The following is a 17,856-nucleotide window of genomic DNA, read 5'->3' on the forward strand; positions in this document are numbered from 1 at the left end:
ATTTAATCCTCCTTCTTAAACATGCCCGAGAATGCTAATTGTGTTAAATTGATTACCATCGTAATGGCTAGTAACACAATGCCAACAGCCGCGGCATATCCAAGATTATTCTTCTCAATCCCCTGCCGATACAAGTAACCGACAATAGTGAGACCGATATTTTTAGGCGAATTGTTACCATTCCACAACATCATACTCTCGATAAACATGGCTAAACCTGCGTAAATACTAATCGTTAATACATAGATCGTTGTAGGTTTTAATAAAGGCATTGTGATTCTTGTGAATTTTTGAAAAGGGGATGCCCCATCAATCGAAGCAGCTTCGTAGTAATCTTCTGGGATGTTTTGTAATCCGGATAAGAAATACAACATATTAACTCCGGTCCATCTCCATGTCGCCAATGCAATCAGAGCAATATACCCAGTAAACTGCCCCTTTAAAAATTTCATCGGTTCCATTCCAAACAGTCCTAAAAAGCTGTTGATCAGAGACCCTTCCATTTCGCCGAACATCAGTCTAAAAATCGTACCCGCTACGACAACAGAAGTCAGTGCTGGAAAGAAGAACGTAGATTTGAAGAATTCTCTCCCCCACATAAACTTGTTATTAATCAAAACAGCAAACAACATAGGAAACGGTATTAGAATGGCCAATGTCATGACCATGTAGATCACGCTGTTCGTGACAGCTTTCAAAAAGACACCATCGCCCATTAATTTTGTGTAGTTATCCGTACCAATCCACTGCGCTCCTTGACCTAGCGTGGTTTTTTGAAAGCTCATTGAAAATGAATTGCCTAGTGGATAGAGCCAAAATATGATGAAAACCAAGATGAACGGCAGCACGAATACATAAGGAGCGACCTTTTGTGAGTATAAGAATTTTTTTAGCATCACTCTACTCCTTTTTTTTAAAATAGAGAGCTACCCAATTCAGAGTAGCTCATCATTTTATCATCTTAATTCTAAATTATTTAAGATCTTGTACGATCTGCTCCTGAGCTGCATTTAATGCTTCCGTAACGTCCTTACCATCTTCAAAGATTTCATTCAATGTAACTGTGCAAAGAACATTGTTAATTGTAGGGGAAGCGGAAGTAGACTTAATCAACATGATTTCATCTTTCACTTCATTCAAGACATCAAATGGATTGTTGACAAAATACTTCACGAATTGATTTTCTGGATTATGTGTTACATCTTTCATGTCCCAAACAGACATATTGATCGGGTCAAATCCAAGTGTGTTCCAAATTTCAATGTTTGCATCCAATGATAATTTGGCATAAGCGATAAATTCTTTCGCCAATTGAATATCTTTGGCCGTTTTAGTTACAACAGTCGCAGTTCCGCCACCACCATATGATCTTGGCATTCCTTTTTCAAAGACGGGTAGGGGAGCGATCGCGATCTTTCCTGACAAATCAGCCATATAGTTTGTGTATCTGGACATCTGCCACAAAGGCATAAATGCAGTTACATAATTTCCAGCGTTATATTCACCATAAGCTTCCTCCGTATCTGGCTGTCCTCCTGCAATGGTAGAAATAACATTGTTGTCTTTCAAATCTTTTAACATCGTCAAAGCTTTGATCATTTCTGGGGAGTTAACTTTCGGATTTCCGGCATCATCAGTAAGATCTGCTCCTTGTTGTGCTAGAAGTAATGATTCTTGCCATACTGCACTTGTATCCGCTGTTCCCATATATTTTCCGGTTTTTTCATATACTTGAATTCCGGCTTTTTTGAAATCATCCCATGTTACGATATCTTTATAATTGACTCCTGCTTCGTCTAAAATCTCAGTGTTATAGAATGCAACAGTTGCTCCTACATGAGTGGACAACCCGTATACAGTTCCTTCTTTGCTATAAAGATCCAACTGAGATTGAACGATCGAGTCTTTGTATTGCTCTACTACATCATTTAACGGTTCTAATTGTGGCGTCCCAGCTAAAAAGTCTGGATATTTTCCAAGTTCAATATCTGAAATATCAGGAGCACCTACACCCGTTTGAAGGGCAATCGACAATTTATTGTGCATATCATCATATGGCATAACGGTAACATTCAACTTAATTTGGCGATCAGGATTTGCCGCATTCCATTTTCCAAGCATCTTCTCAAAATGCTGTCCATGCAATTCCACGAATGTCCAATAGGACAATTCCGTTGCATTCTCTCCAGCTCCAGCATCAAGGACCGATTTTTCTCCACCTGCTGATGAGTTTGATGCTTTCCCACATCCAGATAACACTAATATCATGGACATGATAATTAATAAAATAAATGCTTTATTCTTCTTCATACTTAAACCCTCCCTGGAATTTCATTAGTTTTATCTACACACTTCGCATACAGTCAAATTCACACATCTATCCACTTATTTGTTCAACATTCTGTAAGCGTGATCTTGTTGTGTATAGCTTATGAAGCCTCTTATTTCGGGAGATCGAACAACTATCATCAGCTGTTCTATTCATTAATTTGAATGTTCTTTCTTCAAACGGATCACATTCCATGAAGCCTTTGACAATCTCGCATTAACGTATCCATCTTTACAAATGGCAGTTCCTTTAGAATGAGGTTTAACTTTCTCTTCGGCGGCTGTATTAACCGCTTTCAAATCCTCGTGTTCAAGTACAATATGTTCAACCAGACGATACCCCTCAAAACCACGAACATCACACTCTAGATCAAGCGATTCTTGCAGATTACGATTAACAGCGAAGATAGTAACTTCTTCATCCGCCTCGTTATAGACGACTGCACTATCAAGGTATGGCACATCCGTATAATCCTGAGCATCGTATACCGGCGAATCTACGATCGGCTGTAGCGAGACACCGCGACCATAAATCGAAGTATGTAGATATGGATAAAATATCGTCTGCTTCCAGGCCCGTCCGCCATTCTCCGTCATAATTGGAGCGATGACATTGACCAATTGAGCCATACATGCCATCTTCACTCGATCAGCATGACGTAGGAACGTAATGAGCATACTTCCCACGAGCAGTGCATCCTCGAAATTATACACATCTTCCAATTGCGGTGGTCCTACGCTCCAAGGTTCGATTTGAGTATCGGCATCGTTAGAATGATACCAGACATTCCATTCGTCGAAGCTGAGGTACATCGTTTTTTTACTGCGTTTCTTCGCCTTGATGTAATCACAAGTAGCTGTGACCGTACGGATAAAATGCTCCATATCCATCGTCCGGGCCAAATAGTTAGCCGAATCATTGTCCCTGTTTCCGTAATATTGATGAAGGGAAACATAATCAGCAACTTCATAAGTATGATCGAGCGTAATCGCTTCCCACTCTGGAAACGTTGGCATTCCCGTACTTGAACTTCCGCAGGAAACGAGTTCAACACTTGGATCTACAAGACGCATTGCTTTACCTGTCTCATAGGCTAACCTACCATACTCCTGAGGAGTCTTCTGCCCGATTTGCCATGGGCCATCCATCTCATTACCGAGACACCAAGTTTTGATACCATGCGGTTGTTCGTATCCATGACTTCGACGTAAATCACTCCAATAACTTCCACCCTTATGATTGCAATATTCCAGAAGATTTCTTGCCGCATCAACCCCACGAGTTCCGAGATTAACAGCCATCATGACTTCAGAACCAACTTCTTTAGCCCAGTTCATAAATTCATTGGTTCCGACAAAGTTTGGTTCTACCGTTCTCCAAGCTAGATCCAACCGTTTGGGCCGCTGGTCTACCGGTCCTACACCATCCTCCCAATTGTACCCAGATACGAAATTACCACCTGGATAACGTATGATTGGTACATTCAATTCTCTAACTAGTTGTTTGACATCGTTGCGGAAACCGAAGTTATCCGCAGTGGAATGCGTAGGCTCATAAATGCCCCCATAAACTGCCCGTCCCAGATGTTCAATAAACGAACCATAAATCCGTTGATCCACTTCGGCGATCTTAAAAGCTTTGTCTACGATCATCCTTGCTCTAGGTGCTGCTGCCGACAAATCCATCACCTTCCATTTCAGAGAATTATGAATTGATTTAAAAACTATTGAATGAATCCGCTTACAGGTATAAAATAACATATAAGAACCCGACTTGTAAACATAAATATAAACCATTTCACATTTTTATAAACATAAGTCGAATTCAACATGAAAAAGCTCGTTTTTTCATCTTTTATAGGGAAAACTTAGGTAATAACAGTAATTAAGTTTAGGTTTATATGAATACAATGCTTGAGATTGCACAATTTTTAACTATTATTTGAAAAATTTTTACATTTTTAGATCTGATACTTCCTTTAGTGACTCGATTGGTTTATAATGATCTAAAATAAACAAAATACATATTTCCTATTGGAAGAAGGTTATCTTACATGATTTATATTAAGGATTTGATGAGCGGTATTGATATTTTCAAAGCATTAAGTTCAGAAGTAAGAATTCAAATCCTCGAATTACTAGCCAAGAATCAAGCGCTTAACTTAAATGATCTCGCCACGAAATTGAATATTAGTAACGGGGCGATCACCATGCACATCAAGAAGCTCGAAGAGAGCGGATTAATTGAGATAAATACTTCCGTTGGCAAACATGGCATTCAGAAAATTTGTTATTTGAACAAAGATAAACTCATGGTCGATCTCCGCAGCAAAGCAGTTGAGAACTTATATGAGGTAGAAATTCAAGTTGGACATTTCAGCAACTATCAAGCGATTCCCACCTGTGGGTTGGCTACCAAAGACAGTATTATCGGTGATTTCGATGATCCTAGGTATTTTGCTGATCCACAACGAATTGATTCGGAGATTATTTGGTTGGCTGATGGATTTCTAGAGTATCGCATCCCTAATTATCTTAAGCCTAACCAAACTTTCCGCGAGATTCAGTTCTCGATGGAGCTTGGCTCAGAGGCCCCTGGTTTCGCTGACAACTATCCATCAGACATATATTTCTATGTGAACGGAATTGAGATCGGTTTCTGGACGAGCCCAGGAGACTTTGGAGATACGAGAGGTACCTTCAATCCAGACTGGTGGCCACCTCACCTGAATCAATATGGGATGCTGAAGCTGATCCGTATCAACAATGAGGGTAGTTTCATTGACGGGTGTCGAATCTCGGATGTCACTTTAGATCAAATCCAATTAGATTATAAGAGTGAGTTGACCTTCCGGATCGCAGTCACAGACAACCCTATTAATAAACGTGGTCTAACTATTTACGGTAGAAATTTCGGTAACTACAGCCAAGATCTGTTAGCTCGTATACTATATAATGTGAATGAGTAATAAGATTATAAAGAAACAGGGTCCTCCACTAAATCAATGGAGGACCCTGTTTTTATATATGAACCTTTTACTCCTACTCCTGCATTGCAATAGCAATACTTCTTGTCGTTCATAACGATGTTTACTGGACCCTACTCGCTACAGCCGCACACGGTCCTCCTAAACTAACAGGAAAACCTCCAGCTAATGTGAATTGCTTACCTTCAAATAATACCTTAAATGGAATTCCTCCATGTATTATAAAGTTTTGTACAATAACGAGGACAACTTGATTAAAACAACTGGATTATTTCCAGTTAATTATTGAAATGATAGATATTCTAACAAAATAACGGGAGGTTTTCCGGGTAAAAGAACAATTATCCTTTTAAAATCCCAGGTACTGGAGTTACCCCAAATGCCTTCGCCAAATCAATCAGCTCTTGATCTGTTATTCTTTGCTTGATCTCATGATGAGCTACCAGCATGTAGATTTGTGCTGCCTTTTCTACCGTTTCAATCAGACCGAATGTCTCATCCATATTCGAGCCCGTGCCAAAAATACCATGTTGAGGCCAAATGACTACGCGGCGCTCTTTCATTTTCGCAGCGGTTGCTCGGCCGATTTCATTACTACCTGGCACCATCCAAGGAATCACGCTGACGCCGTCCGGGAACACAACGAGACATTCCGTACACATTTCCCATAATGTCTTCGTTAATTTATTCTCATCCAGATCATGAATGAAAGTCATAGCCAGCGCATTCGTTGCATGACAATGCATTACGATACGGTGGGAAGGGTCTACTTTTAATCGTTCAATATGACTCATAAAGTGTGAAGCTAGCTCACTCGTAGGTACCGCTCCGTCACGAAGCCCCCACAGTACTTCTACACTATCACCAGCAGCGGATACTCGAATTACCCCCAAGTTGGCCTCTGGATCAGAGATTACGTTTCTGAAATACTTGCCTGAACCCGTAACAATAAAGTATTTACCTGCTAATTCTTGAACCGGAAAAGAAAGCTTGATACTCCGGTCAGCGTGCTCGATTGAAATATACTTCGCAACCTCAGCCTCATCTAACAGGTAACTAATGTTTCCGCCATTACGTTCGTCCCAACCAAGATTCCACATGTGGTAAGTGATCTCTGCCATTTCTTTAATAAAAGGCGCTTCTATCTGTACATGATTAACTGCTGGTTTTTCAATCGTTAGTTTGCTCACAATAGGTTCTCTCCTCTAAATGTATTTTCTCTGTTGCTTCTACAGTATTTTTTTGAATAAGGTAATGACTTCTTCTTTCGTTGGTATAAACGGATTACCTGGTGCACAAGCATCTTTCATTGCATTTTCAGCTAACAAATCCAAATCTACTTCATTGACACCAAGCTCCGATAGTTTGGATGGAATACCAACCTCTTTCGAGAGATTCTTGATTGCTTCGACAACGAAGTCAGCGCACTCTTTATCTGTCTTTCCCACAACCTGATAGCCAATCGCTTTGGCGATATTGCGGAATTTCTCTGGTACATATTTAGCGTTCTCTTCTTCCACATAGGGAAGTAGCATGGCATTACACACTCCATGGGGTAAATCGTACACGCCGCCAAGCTGATGCGCCATCGCATGAACATATCCCAGACCCGCATTATTGAAAGCAAGCCCGCCTAGGAAAATGGCATATACCATTTGCTCCCGAGCTTCGATGTCATGTCCATTTTTCACCGTGCGTGGTAAGTAGTTAAAAATAAGTTCAACAGCAGCAAGTGCTGTTGCATCTGTTACCGGATATGCTCCTGGTGTAACGAGTGCCTCAATGGCATGGGTCAATGCATCCATTCCTGTTGCAGCGGTTAAGTCGGCTGGCTTGTCGACCATTAGCTCAGGGTCATTAACGGAAATGGTAGCTAAGCTGTTCTTATCGACCATTACCATCTTGACCTTACGATCTTCATCCGTGATGACATAGTTAACGGTTACTTCACTTGAAGTGCCTGCGGTTGTATTAATAGCAACGATTGGTAAGGACTTATTGGCTGACTTATGAGCTCCTTCATACTGTGCAATGTGACCACCATTTGTCGCAATAATTCCGATTGCTTTGGCTGTATCCTGCGGCGAACCCCCACCTACAGATACGAGAAAATCACAATCGTTTGCTGTCAGGAAATCAACACCGTCATGAACATTTTTGCAGGTAGGGTTTGGTTTAACATCATCATAGATAGCGTACGGAATGTTCGCGTTGTCCAATATGGCCAACACTTTGCCTGCGATCCCACATTTCATCAAGAACTTATCGGTAACGACAAGCGCTTTCCGTAATTTCAGTTCTTGAATGAAAGGTCCAACATCACCCAGACAACCTTTGCCCATAATGTTAATTGACGGAACATAGTATGCACGTGTACTCATCCTCAATAAGCCTCCCATGTCATCTTGTTTTATCTCATACTTTGATAACTGTTGTTTACAATTTCATCCTACCCCCGTAAATCTTTGTTGTCAACAAATTAAAGATATATAATGTTGTTTTCATTTGTTTTATGTTATATTTGTGACAGTTGCCAACAAATCTGTTTTATCGTTATGATAGAGAAAATGTTCTTGCACTTTACAAGACATGAGACAAATATGAGGTGATAAGTATGTTGGCTCCAGAAAGAAGACAGAGAATCATCGACTTGATTCATCAGGACAAGCGTGTGCTTGTAGCTGACTTAAGTAAGATGTTCGATGTTACGGAAGAGACAATCCGTCGGGATCTCGAAAAGTTGGAGAAAGAAGGCATTTTAAGCCGGACCTATGGCGGAGCCATGCTTAACAGACATACAAACGAAGACCTTCCCTATACAACGCGCAATACAATTAACATGGATATGAAACGTGAGATTGCCCTGAAGGCCATGGATCTGATCAATGATGGTGACACGCTTATGGTTGATCCCAGTTCTACTTCATTCGAATTTATGAAGACACTAAATAACAAAAACAACCTAACAATCATCACCAATTCGGTCAATATCCTACACGAATTCGCTAGTTCGAATTTGAACATCATTTCCACAGGCGGTACACTTCGTTCCCGCTCTTTGTCACTCGTTGGACCGACTGCACATGATACCGTACAAAAATATAATGTGGATACCGCTGTCATTGGCTGCAAGGGAGTATCGCTTGATAAAGGAATCTCCGATTCCAACGAACCCGAATGTGAATTAAAAAAATACATGCTGAGCCATGCCAACCGGGTCATTCTGCTTGCAGATCACACCAAATTCGATAAAACCGCCTTCGTTAAGTTAGCTGATTTGGATCAGATCGATTATCTAATCACGGATCGTAAACCGTCTGTAGAATGGCTGGAGATGCTGGGGAGCAAAAATATAGAAGTGGTGTATTAGAATTGCGGGTCGGTGAAAAGGTGGGCGCTTCGTTGGTCGTTTGATCTTTCGATCGTTGTTACCGTGTGATTGTTTCTATTGAATAACACCCAATGGGGTTACAATCACACGGCAAAGACGAACTCAGCTTATACTTTCGTATCAGCTTTCTTGCAGAAAGCTTGTAGCTTCTCCAGATTCAAACGCCCACTACGCTTTGCTTTTCACCGCAATTCTACCTGTTGAGGGAAAGAGAAACATTCGTGGGCTATTCTTGAAAGATCGTGATAAGACAGGAACGGGGGCTCGAATATGTTATCCAAATTAGCTAATAGCCTGGGGCGAAATGATGAGGAGCCCAATATTGAGTTAGCGATTGAGCTATGTGAGACTAACAATATAAAAGGCATAGAGGAAATCGTTCTGGGCTTAAAGAGTAAAGAAAAAGCCGTAGCAAACGATTGTATTAAGGTACTGTATGAAATCGGGAGTAGAAAGCCGGAATTGATTGCCGCGTATACCGACAATTTCAGCTCACTTCTACTATCCAAGAATAATCGTTTAGCTTGGGGAAGCATGACCGCATTGGCAACCATAGCTGATATAAGCGCAGATGAATTATACAATCATCTGGATATTGTTAAACAAGCTTATAAGACGGGCAGCGTCATTACAGTAGATAACAGCATTACTGTATTTGCGAAGCTCTGTAAAGCGAATGAACAATATCGAAAAGAAGTATTTCCAATTTTAATCCATCACCTAGCCACTTGTAGATCGAAAGAGGTTCCACAACATGCGGAAAGAATGATGATATGTATTCATGCTGACAATGCAAAAGAGTTCTTAGATGTTTTAGAGAAACGAAGCGCCGATCTGACGGATTCGCAGAACAAAAGAATAAATAAATTGATCAAATCCTTATCAAAGTGAAGAGATCCCTCTCCATACAATAAACGTCCGATAGATGCAAGATACTGGCATCCATCGGACGTTTTATTATTTTTTCACCATAAGCAGCCAACGGGCCGCATTAACCAACAGCTTGCTATACTCGGGATGCTGAAAAGAGGTCAGCTCATGCCCAGGCATGAGGTATACGACATTTCCCAATCCGACACGTTGTGTCCAAGCTGCCGCCCATCGTTTGCCCTCATGTATGTAAGACATCAATAATTCTCTCTCACTGAGCACACCAAACTCAAACCGATAAGGCTCTTCTATCATTTCAAAAGGTATACAGTTCTGTAAGATAGGATGATCGACGGCCTCAAACTCAAACTTGAGGTTATCACTAGCAGGATGCCCCGTAAATCGCGCCCCAACCAATTGGGCTCCTTCATGTCTGGCCTGCAACGATATTCCGTTGTGTAATACCAGCAATCCGCCACCATTAGCGACATAACTTAACAATCCCGCCATTTGTGCATCCGAAGTTGGACTGGACCAGCGATCAGCATAAGAAATACACAATTCATAATGTTTAAGGTTTGTTGCTAGAAGTTGATCATAATCGTCACTAGGTACGACATCTATTTCTCCAGAAAATATCGTTTGCAATTGGTTCTGAACCGCAAATAACGGATGATAGAGAGCATCTCCATTATTGCCGATCAGAAGTGCTTTCCCTTGGTTTTCTTCCATAATCTTTTCTCCTCCATCTATGATTCATATTTAATAAATATCCATATATAAAGAGAATACACTATTCTATCGTCATTCTGTCTCATGCTACTAAATTCAATAAGCTAGAATTAAAAAGCGGCTTCCTCTATAAAAAGAAGAAACCGCCTTAAGCACTTGAATGATGTAGCGCTAATTATTTCTTAAAAATTTTAAAAGGAGCACCTACAGGCAAGAAGACACGACCGAAATGTGCATTTAATACTGCTGCGCCACAACCATATAGTGACACAATTGCTATTCCCATCTCAGCAATAGCTGCTACCGTATGGAACACTCCTCCACCTACTCCGAAAGAGTCTAGGGTCAGCCCAAGGAACAAGAAATCGATGAGCACAAAGATGGTAAACAACACTTTATGCGTCTCCATAGCTCCCAGCGTCATGAACAAGGTGAATACTAAGTACCCAAGAAACGCAAACCCCATTTGTTTCACATCGATAGTAGACGCCAGTTCAGGACCAAATACACCGAGTTTAATCAACCAGCTGGATCCCATGGCAAACCAGAAAAAGGCGTATGCACCAAATGCGGTCATCCCGAAGGTGTTATTGTGCTTAGCATCTTGAATGCAAGCGAACAATTGTGCAAAAGCTCCGAGAAATATAGCCCAAGGAACGACATAGCTGAGTCCTGAAGTAATTTCCAGCTTTTGCGAGGATGCCACAAGCGTGACGATGGCCAGTCCAAACAGGCCGATAGCGCTAGGATCTGCACTAACAATTTTTACGTTTTGATAAGACTGCGATGACATGAAGAAAGGAGCCCCCGATACAATAATTTTCAACTGACATATCATATCATACCCAGTACAAATTGCGTAAAGGAAATAGCAACCTTTTTTGAACATTTAAATAACGTCATACTATTTTTCCAATTAACAAGAAATGGTCCTATTAGTGGAAAAAAAACTGGCCAATGCTCCCCTTTTTAAAAGAGTACAACGTGCTTTACCAAGGGATTACTTGATCTTCAACATCTACGTATTCAAGACCTTGACGATCCTCTTGTTTTCGGTTCAGCCTATCTAGAATGATATCTACAATACGAGTCGCTGACTGCATTGGTGTGTACACTGCTTCCGCATCTAGCACTCCCTGCATATACGTCTGCACCCAGCCTGGATGGATGACAAGCACCTGTCCTCCTGCATCTTTTAAGCCGTTATATACTAGACTTGACTGCATGTTCAGCGCAGCCTTGGACATACAATAAGCATACCAACTTTGCCGATAATTGTTCGTAATACTCCCGGCCTCCGAGGATATGTTGACGATCATTTTGTCACTGCTGTTTAGAAGAAGTCCTGACAACGCTCCTGTTACACGAAGAGTCCCTAGCGTATTAACATTGAACACCTGTAGCATTTCCTCGGTATCTAGTTCATCGGTAATCGTAGCTTCCTTATCCCCTAGAATAGCGGCGTTATTAATCAACAGATCTAGACTACGAACCTGTTGTTTGATCCAATTTGCAGCGGCTTTTACACTAGCATCATTCCCTATATCCAGCTCGATAGTTTGTAATGCATCTTTGTGCTGCTCCTGTAGCTTAGATAACATGCTCTCTGCTGGATTATACCTTCCTGCAATAACCTGATAGCCTTTCCCTAACAGTACTTCCACCAGTGCAAGACCCAACCCGTGATCCGCTCCGGTCACAAAAGCTGTCTTCCTCATACGTCATCATCCTCCATCCTCTGAGTCTACACCTGATATTACCTACTATTGTAAGCTCTTTCAATAGAGATTCGCACACAAAAAAACACAGTAGCAGTTCTCCTAGAGCTGCCGCTGTGTTTGGTTAGTTTCAAAGATTCAGTTCTATTTTACTGAGAGATAACGCCTTTTTTCAGAATCATATTTGCATAAAGCGCCTTCTCACCTGTCGATACAATCGCGTATGCTTTCTTAGCCCGCTCATAAAAAGCGAACCGTTCTACTTCCTCAAACACATCATCTACCAAATGAAAATGACTCACAATTTGCTTATACTCCTGCCAAATCGGTGTCTCTACCTTATCGCCTGGCGTAACGGCCATTAACGACACAGGATGATCCACATAGGTATCCAAAGGAAGAAGCGGTAGAACTGCATTCAGTAGCTCTGGTATTCCGTGCCCGTCACAGCGTACAAGGCGCTGAGCGTGACTGGCTGCAGGAAAGTTGCCATCGGCAAATACGATCTCATCCGAGTGGCCCATTTCCATCAATATTTTGATCAACTCTGGTGATATCAAGCTAGAAATTCCTTTTAGCATATTAAAATCCTCCTATCCTAATAAACATGAGCCGGGTTGAGTTCATGCCCTGTTTCTTCGACCTCTAACTGGAATAACTCCAGTTAAATTCAGCCATATGATCCATAGGCATCAAATAACCGGAAAAACTCCCTGTAATAATGCGATAAACCACCATTTCAGGGCAATCTATCGAAATTACATGGAGAAATTCCTTTTACTCAAACTCATATACAGTTCCACTATAAAATAGATGGATCATTTCCCGTTATTTGCATTGACCTTCGACTGTACTGGTGTCTTCACAATCTGCATATAACGCGCATACGCTTCGGACCACTCTTGCTGACTTTCTGGTGCGTACGTATTTATCGGGAAAGATGATTTCACCAATTCAATACCGTCCTGTAGATCCCCGATATGACCACATGTCTCTAACTGTACAAGCATATTACCGATAGCACTCGCCTCAACAGGTCCCGTCCAAACTGGACGTCCAAGCGCATTTGCTGTGAAGCGACATAACAGCTCATTCTGTATGCCCCCACCAACCATATGCAATCCTTCAAAAAGAGAGCCCGTCAACTCTTCCGCTTGCTCTAGCACCTGCCGATAACGTAACGCGAGGCTTTCTAGTATGCAACGAATGATTTCACCTACCGTGAGGGGAACGTGTTGCCCTGTTTCTCGGCAATAGCTACGGATGGCCTCTGGCATATCATCTGGATTCATAAACCCTAGATTATCAGGATCAATCAAACAGTGGAATGGTGCCGCTGCTTCGGCTAGATCAACGAGATCACCGAATGAGTGGCGAGTCCCTTGTTGTTCCCATTTCCGTTTACATTCCTGTACAATCCACAGCCCCATGATGTTCTTAAGTAGATGATATGTGCCATCTGCTCCGCCTTCATTGGAAAATTGATACTCCATTGCAGCGGGATCAAGTATCGGCGATGTCATCGCCGTCCCGAGTAACGACCATGTGCCACTAACAAGGTAAGCATACGAAGAAGTGGAAGCTGGCACAGCTGCAGCAGCCGATTCCGTATCATGTGAAGCTACAGCAATAACCTTCATCTTGGCAACTCCCAGTTCACTGCATAACGCATCTGTAAGTTCCCCAATCACTGTACCTGGCTGAACAGGCTCTAGAAACATCGAAGTAGGTAATCCTAACTCCTCCATCAAGGATGTATTCCACTCCCCGACGCCGGGATCATACAACTGTGTTGTGGTCGCCATCGAAAATTCACATGCTTTACGTCCGGTTAGAAAATAATTGAACAAATCCGGCGTCAGTAAAAGTGTTTCCGCCAGATCTAACTTGGGAGAGCCCGCTTTTTTCATCGCATATAATTGATAAAGCGTGTTAAACGGCATAAATTGCAGACCACTTTCTCTAAATAATCGCTCTGCTCCAATGAATGCCGACACTTCTTCAACAAGGCCTTCCGTCTGATGATCTCTATAATGATACGGGATGCCTAACAGTTCGCCATTGCGATCTAATAGCCCGAAATCAACCCCCCAAGTGTCTATAGCACAACTTTCTGGCTCGAATCCTGCTTGGAATGCTTTAAGGATTCCGTTCTTTATCTCCTGCAACAACAAGGGGGTGTCCCAATGCAGATGGTTACCTATTTGGATGGCGTTATTGGGAAATCGATGGACTTCCGTAATCCTCAATTGACTTGGACCACCAGATTCGTCCATAACTATCTCACCAATAAGTGCCCGGCCACTGCTGGCCCCCAGGTCAAAAGCCAACACACATGGCGTTTGCTTCATAGATTACACCACCCGCTCATTTCATTTTTTGTAGCAGCTTGATCCGGTAATCTTCGCTTTCAAGTGCTGCAATGTCAGCAACCTCTTGATCCGTCAGTGGAACGGGGGTTCCTGCTGCCTTTGCGCTCAAATAGATCTTCGCGCTCTCCTCTACAACCTGTGTGCGATAATAAGCTTCGCGCAGATTGCGACCTGTCGTCACAAGACCATGATTTCCAAGTAGGATCGAACTGGCTTCATTTACTTTTGCAGCAACTGCATCGGCTAACAGATCCGTTGTCGGGATCAAATAAGGGATAAAGGCTGTTCTACCCACAAGTGCAGCTTGGTCCGGGAACATCATGGGCAAATTCTCTTCAATTAATGTGAACGCAATGCAATGTGAAGGATGGGTATGCACCATCGCTCCCATATCTGGCTTCTGCCGGTATCCATATAAGTGCATCAGTACTTCCGAAGACGGGCGGAACCCATTATCGGTAATTTCGCCACTCGGGATATCTACTTCAACCCATTGTTCTGGCTCGATATCTTCCAGTGCAAAACCACTTGGTGATAGGTACATTTTGTCCCCTGCCCGGGCACTGATGTTTCCACCTGGGCCAACGACTAGACCGTTATCCACGATTTTGCGGGCGTATTTACAGAGTTCTTGGCGCGTATCCATATTTTGCATGATGTTGTCTCCCCTTTTTAAAATTGAACTGTCGAATGGAACTAACTAGTCGTCGATTGTGAAATGTTCTTACGATCGCTGTTGTTCCCAGATTTCTTTGTTTATACAAATTCAATAATTGTAGAAATCCGGGAACAAAGGCGAACGCTACGCTTCTTCAGAATCATTTCACACTCTAGACTATCTACCCTTCGATTCGTTCTTGCGAAAAAGTGCATCCCCCACATGCTGGGGGTATTTATTTGTAAAGAGGTCCGAAGTTCTGGCAGGCACGGAAGTCGGCGTTCTCCGCTTGCTCGGTTCCAAACAGTCCCCAAGCACGTGGACGGAATACTTTTTCTTTAGGTACGTTGTGCATGCTTACTGGAATACGTAGGATGGAAGCTAGAGTAATTAGGTCGGCCCCAATGTGACCGTAGCTGATTACACCGTGATTTGCGCCCCAGTTGTCCATCACGTCATACACGCTTGTGAAAGCACCATTGTCCGTTAGATTCGGCACAAACCAAGTGGTTGGCCAAGTTGGGTCCGTACGGTTATCCAATGTTTCGTGTACGTGCTCCGGTAGTTCCACGGAGTAGCCTTCTGCGATTTGTAGTACTGGGCCAAGTCCCTTCACTAAGTTGAGCCGTGCCATTGTCATCGGCATTTCGCCACGTGTGAGGTAATCAGTTGAGAATCCACCGCCGCGGAAATACTCTACAGATGCTGGACGCCACTGAGTAGCCTTCAACATGTTATCTACTTCTTCGTCACTAATTTCCCAGAATGGCTTCATAGCTGGTTTGCCATCCTTCATTTGCTCTCCGGTGCCATCAAGCGTAGCTGACCCTGAATTGATCAAGTGCAAAAGTCCATTAGCCGCACGGCCTTCCAGCTTATGCCCTGTTACCCGTTCTACTGAATCAGGACTCCAGTAAGTTCTCACATCCGCGAAAATTTGCGCTGTGTTCGTTAGCAAATATCCAAACAGCATGCCAATTCCGTTCAGGCTATCGTTCTCAGTTGCAACCATATAAGGAGAGCGTTTGCCGTTCCAATCGAATGAAGAATTAAGGATCGTTTCCAAGAAATCTCCATTTGGAGAGTGATCCGTCCATTGCCTTTGACCTTGGAATCCGGATGCAATAGCATGGTGACCTTGTGCCTCTTCACCAAAACCAAGCTCAGCCAAACGTGGGTTGCCGATCATCAGGTCCCGTGCAATCAACGTCATTTTAACAACCGTCTCCCATTCCCAGTCCTTACGTTCACGGGAAGTTTGCAGATGTTCTGGATTGTTATCTGGACCTTCTTTGCAGTTTTCTTTCACCCAGGCAAATGCCTTTTCGTACTCTTCTGGATCATAAATGCCTTCTTCCAGACGGCGTGTAAACTCACTCATATCGATATATTCATTGCGCATGCCCAAATATTCTTGGAAGAATGTATCGTTCACGATAGAACCTGCAATACCCATCGATACCGAACCCATAGACAAGTAAGCTTGATCTTTCATACAAGCAACCGCTAATCCGCTACGAGCAAATCGTAACAGCTTCTCTTGCACATCAGCCGGAATACGGTCATCCCCTTCGTCCTGAACATCCTCGCCATAAATACCAAAGGCAGGCAATCCCTTTTGAGCATGAGCAGACAATACCGCTGCCAAATATACAGCTCCCGGTCTACCTGTACCGTTGAATCCCCATACTGCTTTTGGCAGGCTTGGGTCCGTGTCCATCGTTTCCGTACCATAACACCAGCAAGGTGTCACGGTAATTGTCAGGCCTACTTCTGCGGTTTTGAATTTTTTAGCGGCCGCAGCTGCTTCAGCAATCCCACCGATACATGTATCTGCAATAACGCACTGGGCCGGCTCTCCATTCGGGTAACGAAGCTGCTCCGATAGCAATTTTGCTACAGCTTTAGCTAGGTTCATGGTTTGTACTTCAAGCGACTCGCGTACACCTCTTCTTCTGCCATCTATTGTTGGTCGAATCCCAATCTTAGGAAATCCGTCTCTCCATCTGTAAGTGTTTTCAATCATAACTATTAATTCCTCCTTAGAGTTCGTTGGTTATACACTTATATTAAATTTGGTAGCGCTATCCGATAACCCACTATGTTGTTGTTTGCCGCCCTACAAACCGTCCATAAAGTGAACCTTTTTTAAGTACACATACATAATCCTGTAATAAATTAGGAACAAAATATGCTTTAGCCTCGTCTAAATCATACAAACAACATCTAGGAAGGGAGGTTTTGTAGCATGAGAATTTTTTTGCATCTATGTTATATTTCTATCTCCTTATTGGTACTGGTAGGGTTAAGTGCCTGTAATAGTGGTAATAGCAGCGTTACCGCCAAGGATGTTCAAAAAGCTCTTGAAAAACAAGGTTTGGAAGTCACTCAAATAAACGTAGGAACGGCGGAACAGGGCGAAAACTCTTCTTTGCAGCTTGAAGGAGTTTTTCCCGAAGCTTTCGATGTCACTCTTCCTACGGCTGACCTGGCGAATCCAGAGTATGTTTTTGTTTATCAATTTTCTGCAGAGAAAGAAGCCAAGTCCGCTAAAGAATCGGTTGGAATCTCATCGTTGAGAATGGTTGATTTACACCCCAACGTTGCCCAAAAGAAAAATATCGTAGTTATTTACTGGTCGCAAACCATGGAAAAACCACTCATGATAAACCAGTTCACGAAAGCGATGGACAAACTTTAAATAGGGCAATTCATGAGCAGCCTATTTTCGAAATGATCCTAAAATAAAACAAGGACCTGGATATCTCCAAAGTCCTTGTTTATAAGATAATGAGTTTTT

At 42.5% G+C, this 17,856-nt stretch carries 16 protein-coding genes; 4 read left to right on the forward strand and 12 right to left on the reverse strand.

Features of this window, described 5'->3' with window-relative positions:
• Window positions 1-2: 2 nt before the first annotated feature.
• The 3 genes from IEW05_RS15150 to arfA form a co-directional block, all read right to left on the reverse strand.
• Window positions 3-896, reverse strand: a complete 894-nt coding sequence (locus tag IEW05_RS15150; protein WP_188540193.1) for a carbohydrate ABC transporter permease — start codon at window positions 894-896, stop codon at window positions 3-5.
• A 76-nt stretch (window positions 897-972) separates the two neighbouring features.
• Complete coding sequence (locus tag IEW05_RS15155) at window positions 973-2,310, reverse strand: ABC transporter substrate-binding protein (protein ID WP_188540195.1); 1,338 nt, start codon at window positions 2,308-2,310, stop codon at window positions 973-975.
• A gap of 174 nt (window positions 2,311-2,484) precedes the next feature.
• Window positions 2,485-3,981 carry an arabinosylfuranosidase ArfA gene (gene arfA / locus IEW05_RS15160; protein ID WP_188540897.1) on the reverse strand — a complete coding sequence of 499 codons (1,497 nt, stop codon included), beginning with the start codon at window positions 3,979-3,981 and terminating at the stop codon, window positions 2,485-2,487.
• 401 nt (window positions 3,982-4,382) lie between these two features.
• Between arfA and IEW05_RS15165 the strand changes: the two genes are divergently transcribed.
• Window positions 4,383-5,297, forward strand: coding sequence for an ArsR/SmtB family transcription factor (locus IEW05_RS15165; RefSeq protein WP_188540197.1), 915 nt, complete (start codon window positions 4,383-4,385; stop codon window positions 5,295-5,297).
• A 359-nt stretch (window positions 5,298-5,656) separates the two neighbouring features.
• Here the strand turns inward: IEW05_RS15165 and rhaD are convergent, their stop codons facing one another.
• Both rhaD and IEW05_RS15175 read right to left on the reverse strand, forming a co-directional pair.
• Window positions 5,657-6,505, reverse strand: a complete 849-nt coding sequence (gene rhaD, locus IEW05_RS15170; protein ID WP_268238738.1) for a rhamnulose-1-phosphate aldolase — start codon at window positions 6,503-6,505, stop codon at window positions 5,657-5,659.
• 39 nt (window positions 6,506-6,544) lie between these two features.
• A complete protein-coding gene (locus IEW05_RS15175) occupies window positions 6,545-7,696 on the reverse strand; it encodes an iron-containing alcohol dehydrogenase (protein ID WP_188540199.1) in 1,152 nt (383 codons plus the stop codon).
• A 233-nt stretch (window positions 7,697-7,929) separates the two neighbouring features.
• Between IEW05_RS15175 and IEW05_RS15180 the strand changes: the two genes are divergently transcribed.
• Both IEW05_RS15180 and IEW05_RS15185 read left to right on the forward strand, forming a co-directional pair.
• A complete protein-coding gene (locus IEW05_RS15180) occupies window positions 7,930-8,685 on the forward strand; it encodes a DeoR/GlpR family DNA-binding transcription regulator (RefSeq protein ID WP_188540201.1) in 756 nt (251 codons plus the stop codon).
• 291 nt (window positions 8,686-8,976) lie between these two features.
• The gene (locus IEW05_RS15185; RefSeq protein ID WP_188540203.1) at window positions 8,977-9,597 is read left to right on the forward strand and encodes a hypothetical protein; all 621 of its coding nucleotides are present in this window, start codon (window positions 8,977-8,979) and stop codon (window positions 9,595-9,597) included.
• A gap of 66 nt (window positions 9,598-9,663) precedes the next feature.
• On the opposite strand, the gene IEW05_RS15190 is transcribed toward IEW05_RS15185, so the two are convergent.
• The 7 genes from IEW05_RS15190 to IEW05_RS15220 all read right to left on the reverse strand — a co-directional run bounded on the left by IEW05_RS15190 (window position 9,664) and on the right by IEW05_RS15220 (window position 17,082).
• Window positions 9,664-10,308 carry a ThuA domain-containing protein gene (locus tag IEW05_RS15190; RefSeq protein WP_188540205.1) on the reverse strand — a complete coding sequence of 215 codons (645 nt, stop codon included), beginning with the start codon at window positions 10,306-10,308 and terminating at the stop codon, window positions 9,664-9,666.
• A gap of 175 nt (window positions 10,309-10,483) precedes the next feature.
• Window positions 10,484-11,101 (reverse strand): acetate uptake transporter, encoded by a 618-nt coding sequence (locus tag IEW05_RS15195; protein WP_188540207.1) that lies wholly within the window; start codon window positions 11,099-11,101, stop codon window positions 10,484-10,486.
• A 196-nt stretch (window positions 11,102-11,297) separates the two neighbouring features.
• Window positions 11,298-12,026: an SDR family NAD(P)-dependent oxidoreductase gene (locus IEW05_RS15200; protein ID WP_188540209.1), complete on the reverse strand. Its 729-nt coding sequence runs from the start codon at window positions 12,024-12,026 to the stop codon at window positions 11,298-11,300.
• 149 nt (window positions 12,027-12,175) lie between these two features.
• Window positions 12,176-12,607: an L-fucose mutarotase gene (fucU, locus tag IEW05_RS15205; RefSeq protein ID WP_188540211.1), complete on the reverse strand. Its 432-nt coding sequence runs from the start codon at window positions 12,605-12,607 to the stop codon at window positions 12,176-12,178.
• Between the two features lie 237 nt (window positions 12,608-12,844).
• Window positions 12,845-14,377 (reverse strand): rhamnulokinase, encoded by a 1,533-nt coding sequence (locus IEW05_RS15210; protein WP_188540213.1) that lies wholly within the window; start codon window positions 14,375-14,377, stop codon window positions 12,845-12,847.
• Window positions 14,378-14,393: 16 nt separating this feature from the next.
• Window positions 14,394-15,053: a class II aldolase/adducin family protein gene (locus IEW05_RS15215; protein ID WP_188540215.1), complete on the reverse strand. Its 660-nt coding sequence runs from the start codon at window positions 15,051-15,053 to the stop codon at window positions 14,394-14,396.
• A 238-nt stretch (window positions 15,054-15,291) separates the two neighbouring features.
• Complete coding sequence (locus IEW05_RS15220; RefSeq protein WP_188540217.1) at window positions 15,292-17,082, reverse strand: L-fucose isomerase; 1,791 nt, start codon at window positions 17,080-17,082, stop codon at window positions 15,292-15,294.
• 222 nt (window positions 17,083-17,304) lie between these two features.
• Here IEW05_RS15220 and IEW05_RS15225 point away from each other — a divergent pair, with 222 nt between their 5' ends.
• Complete coding sequence (locus IEW05_RS15225; protein WP_188540219.1) at window positions 17,305-17,757, forward strand: hypothetical protein; 453 nt, start codon at window positions 17,305-17,307, stop codon at window positions 17,755-17,757.
• Window positions 17,758-17,856: the final 99 nt, after the last annotated feature.

Source organism: Paenibacillus segetis, assembly GCF_014639155.1.
In the GTDB taxonomy this organism is placed as follows: Bacteria; Bacillota; Bacilli; order Paenibacillales; family Paenibacillaceae; genus Fontibacillus; species Fontibacillus segetis.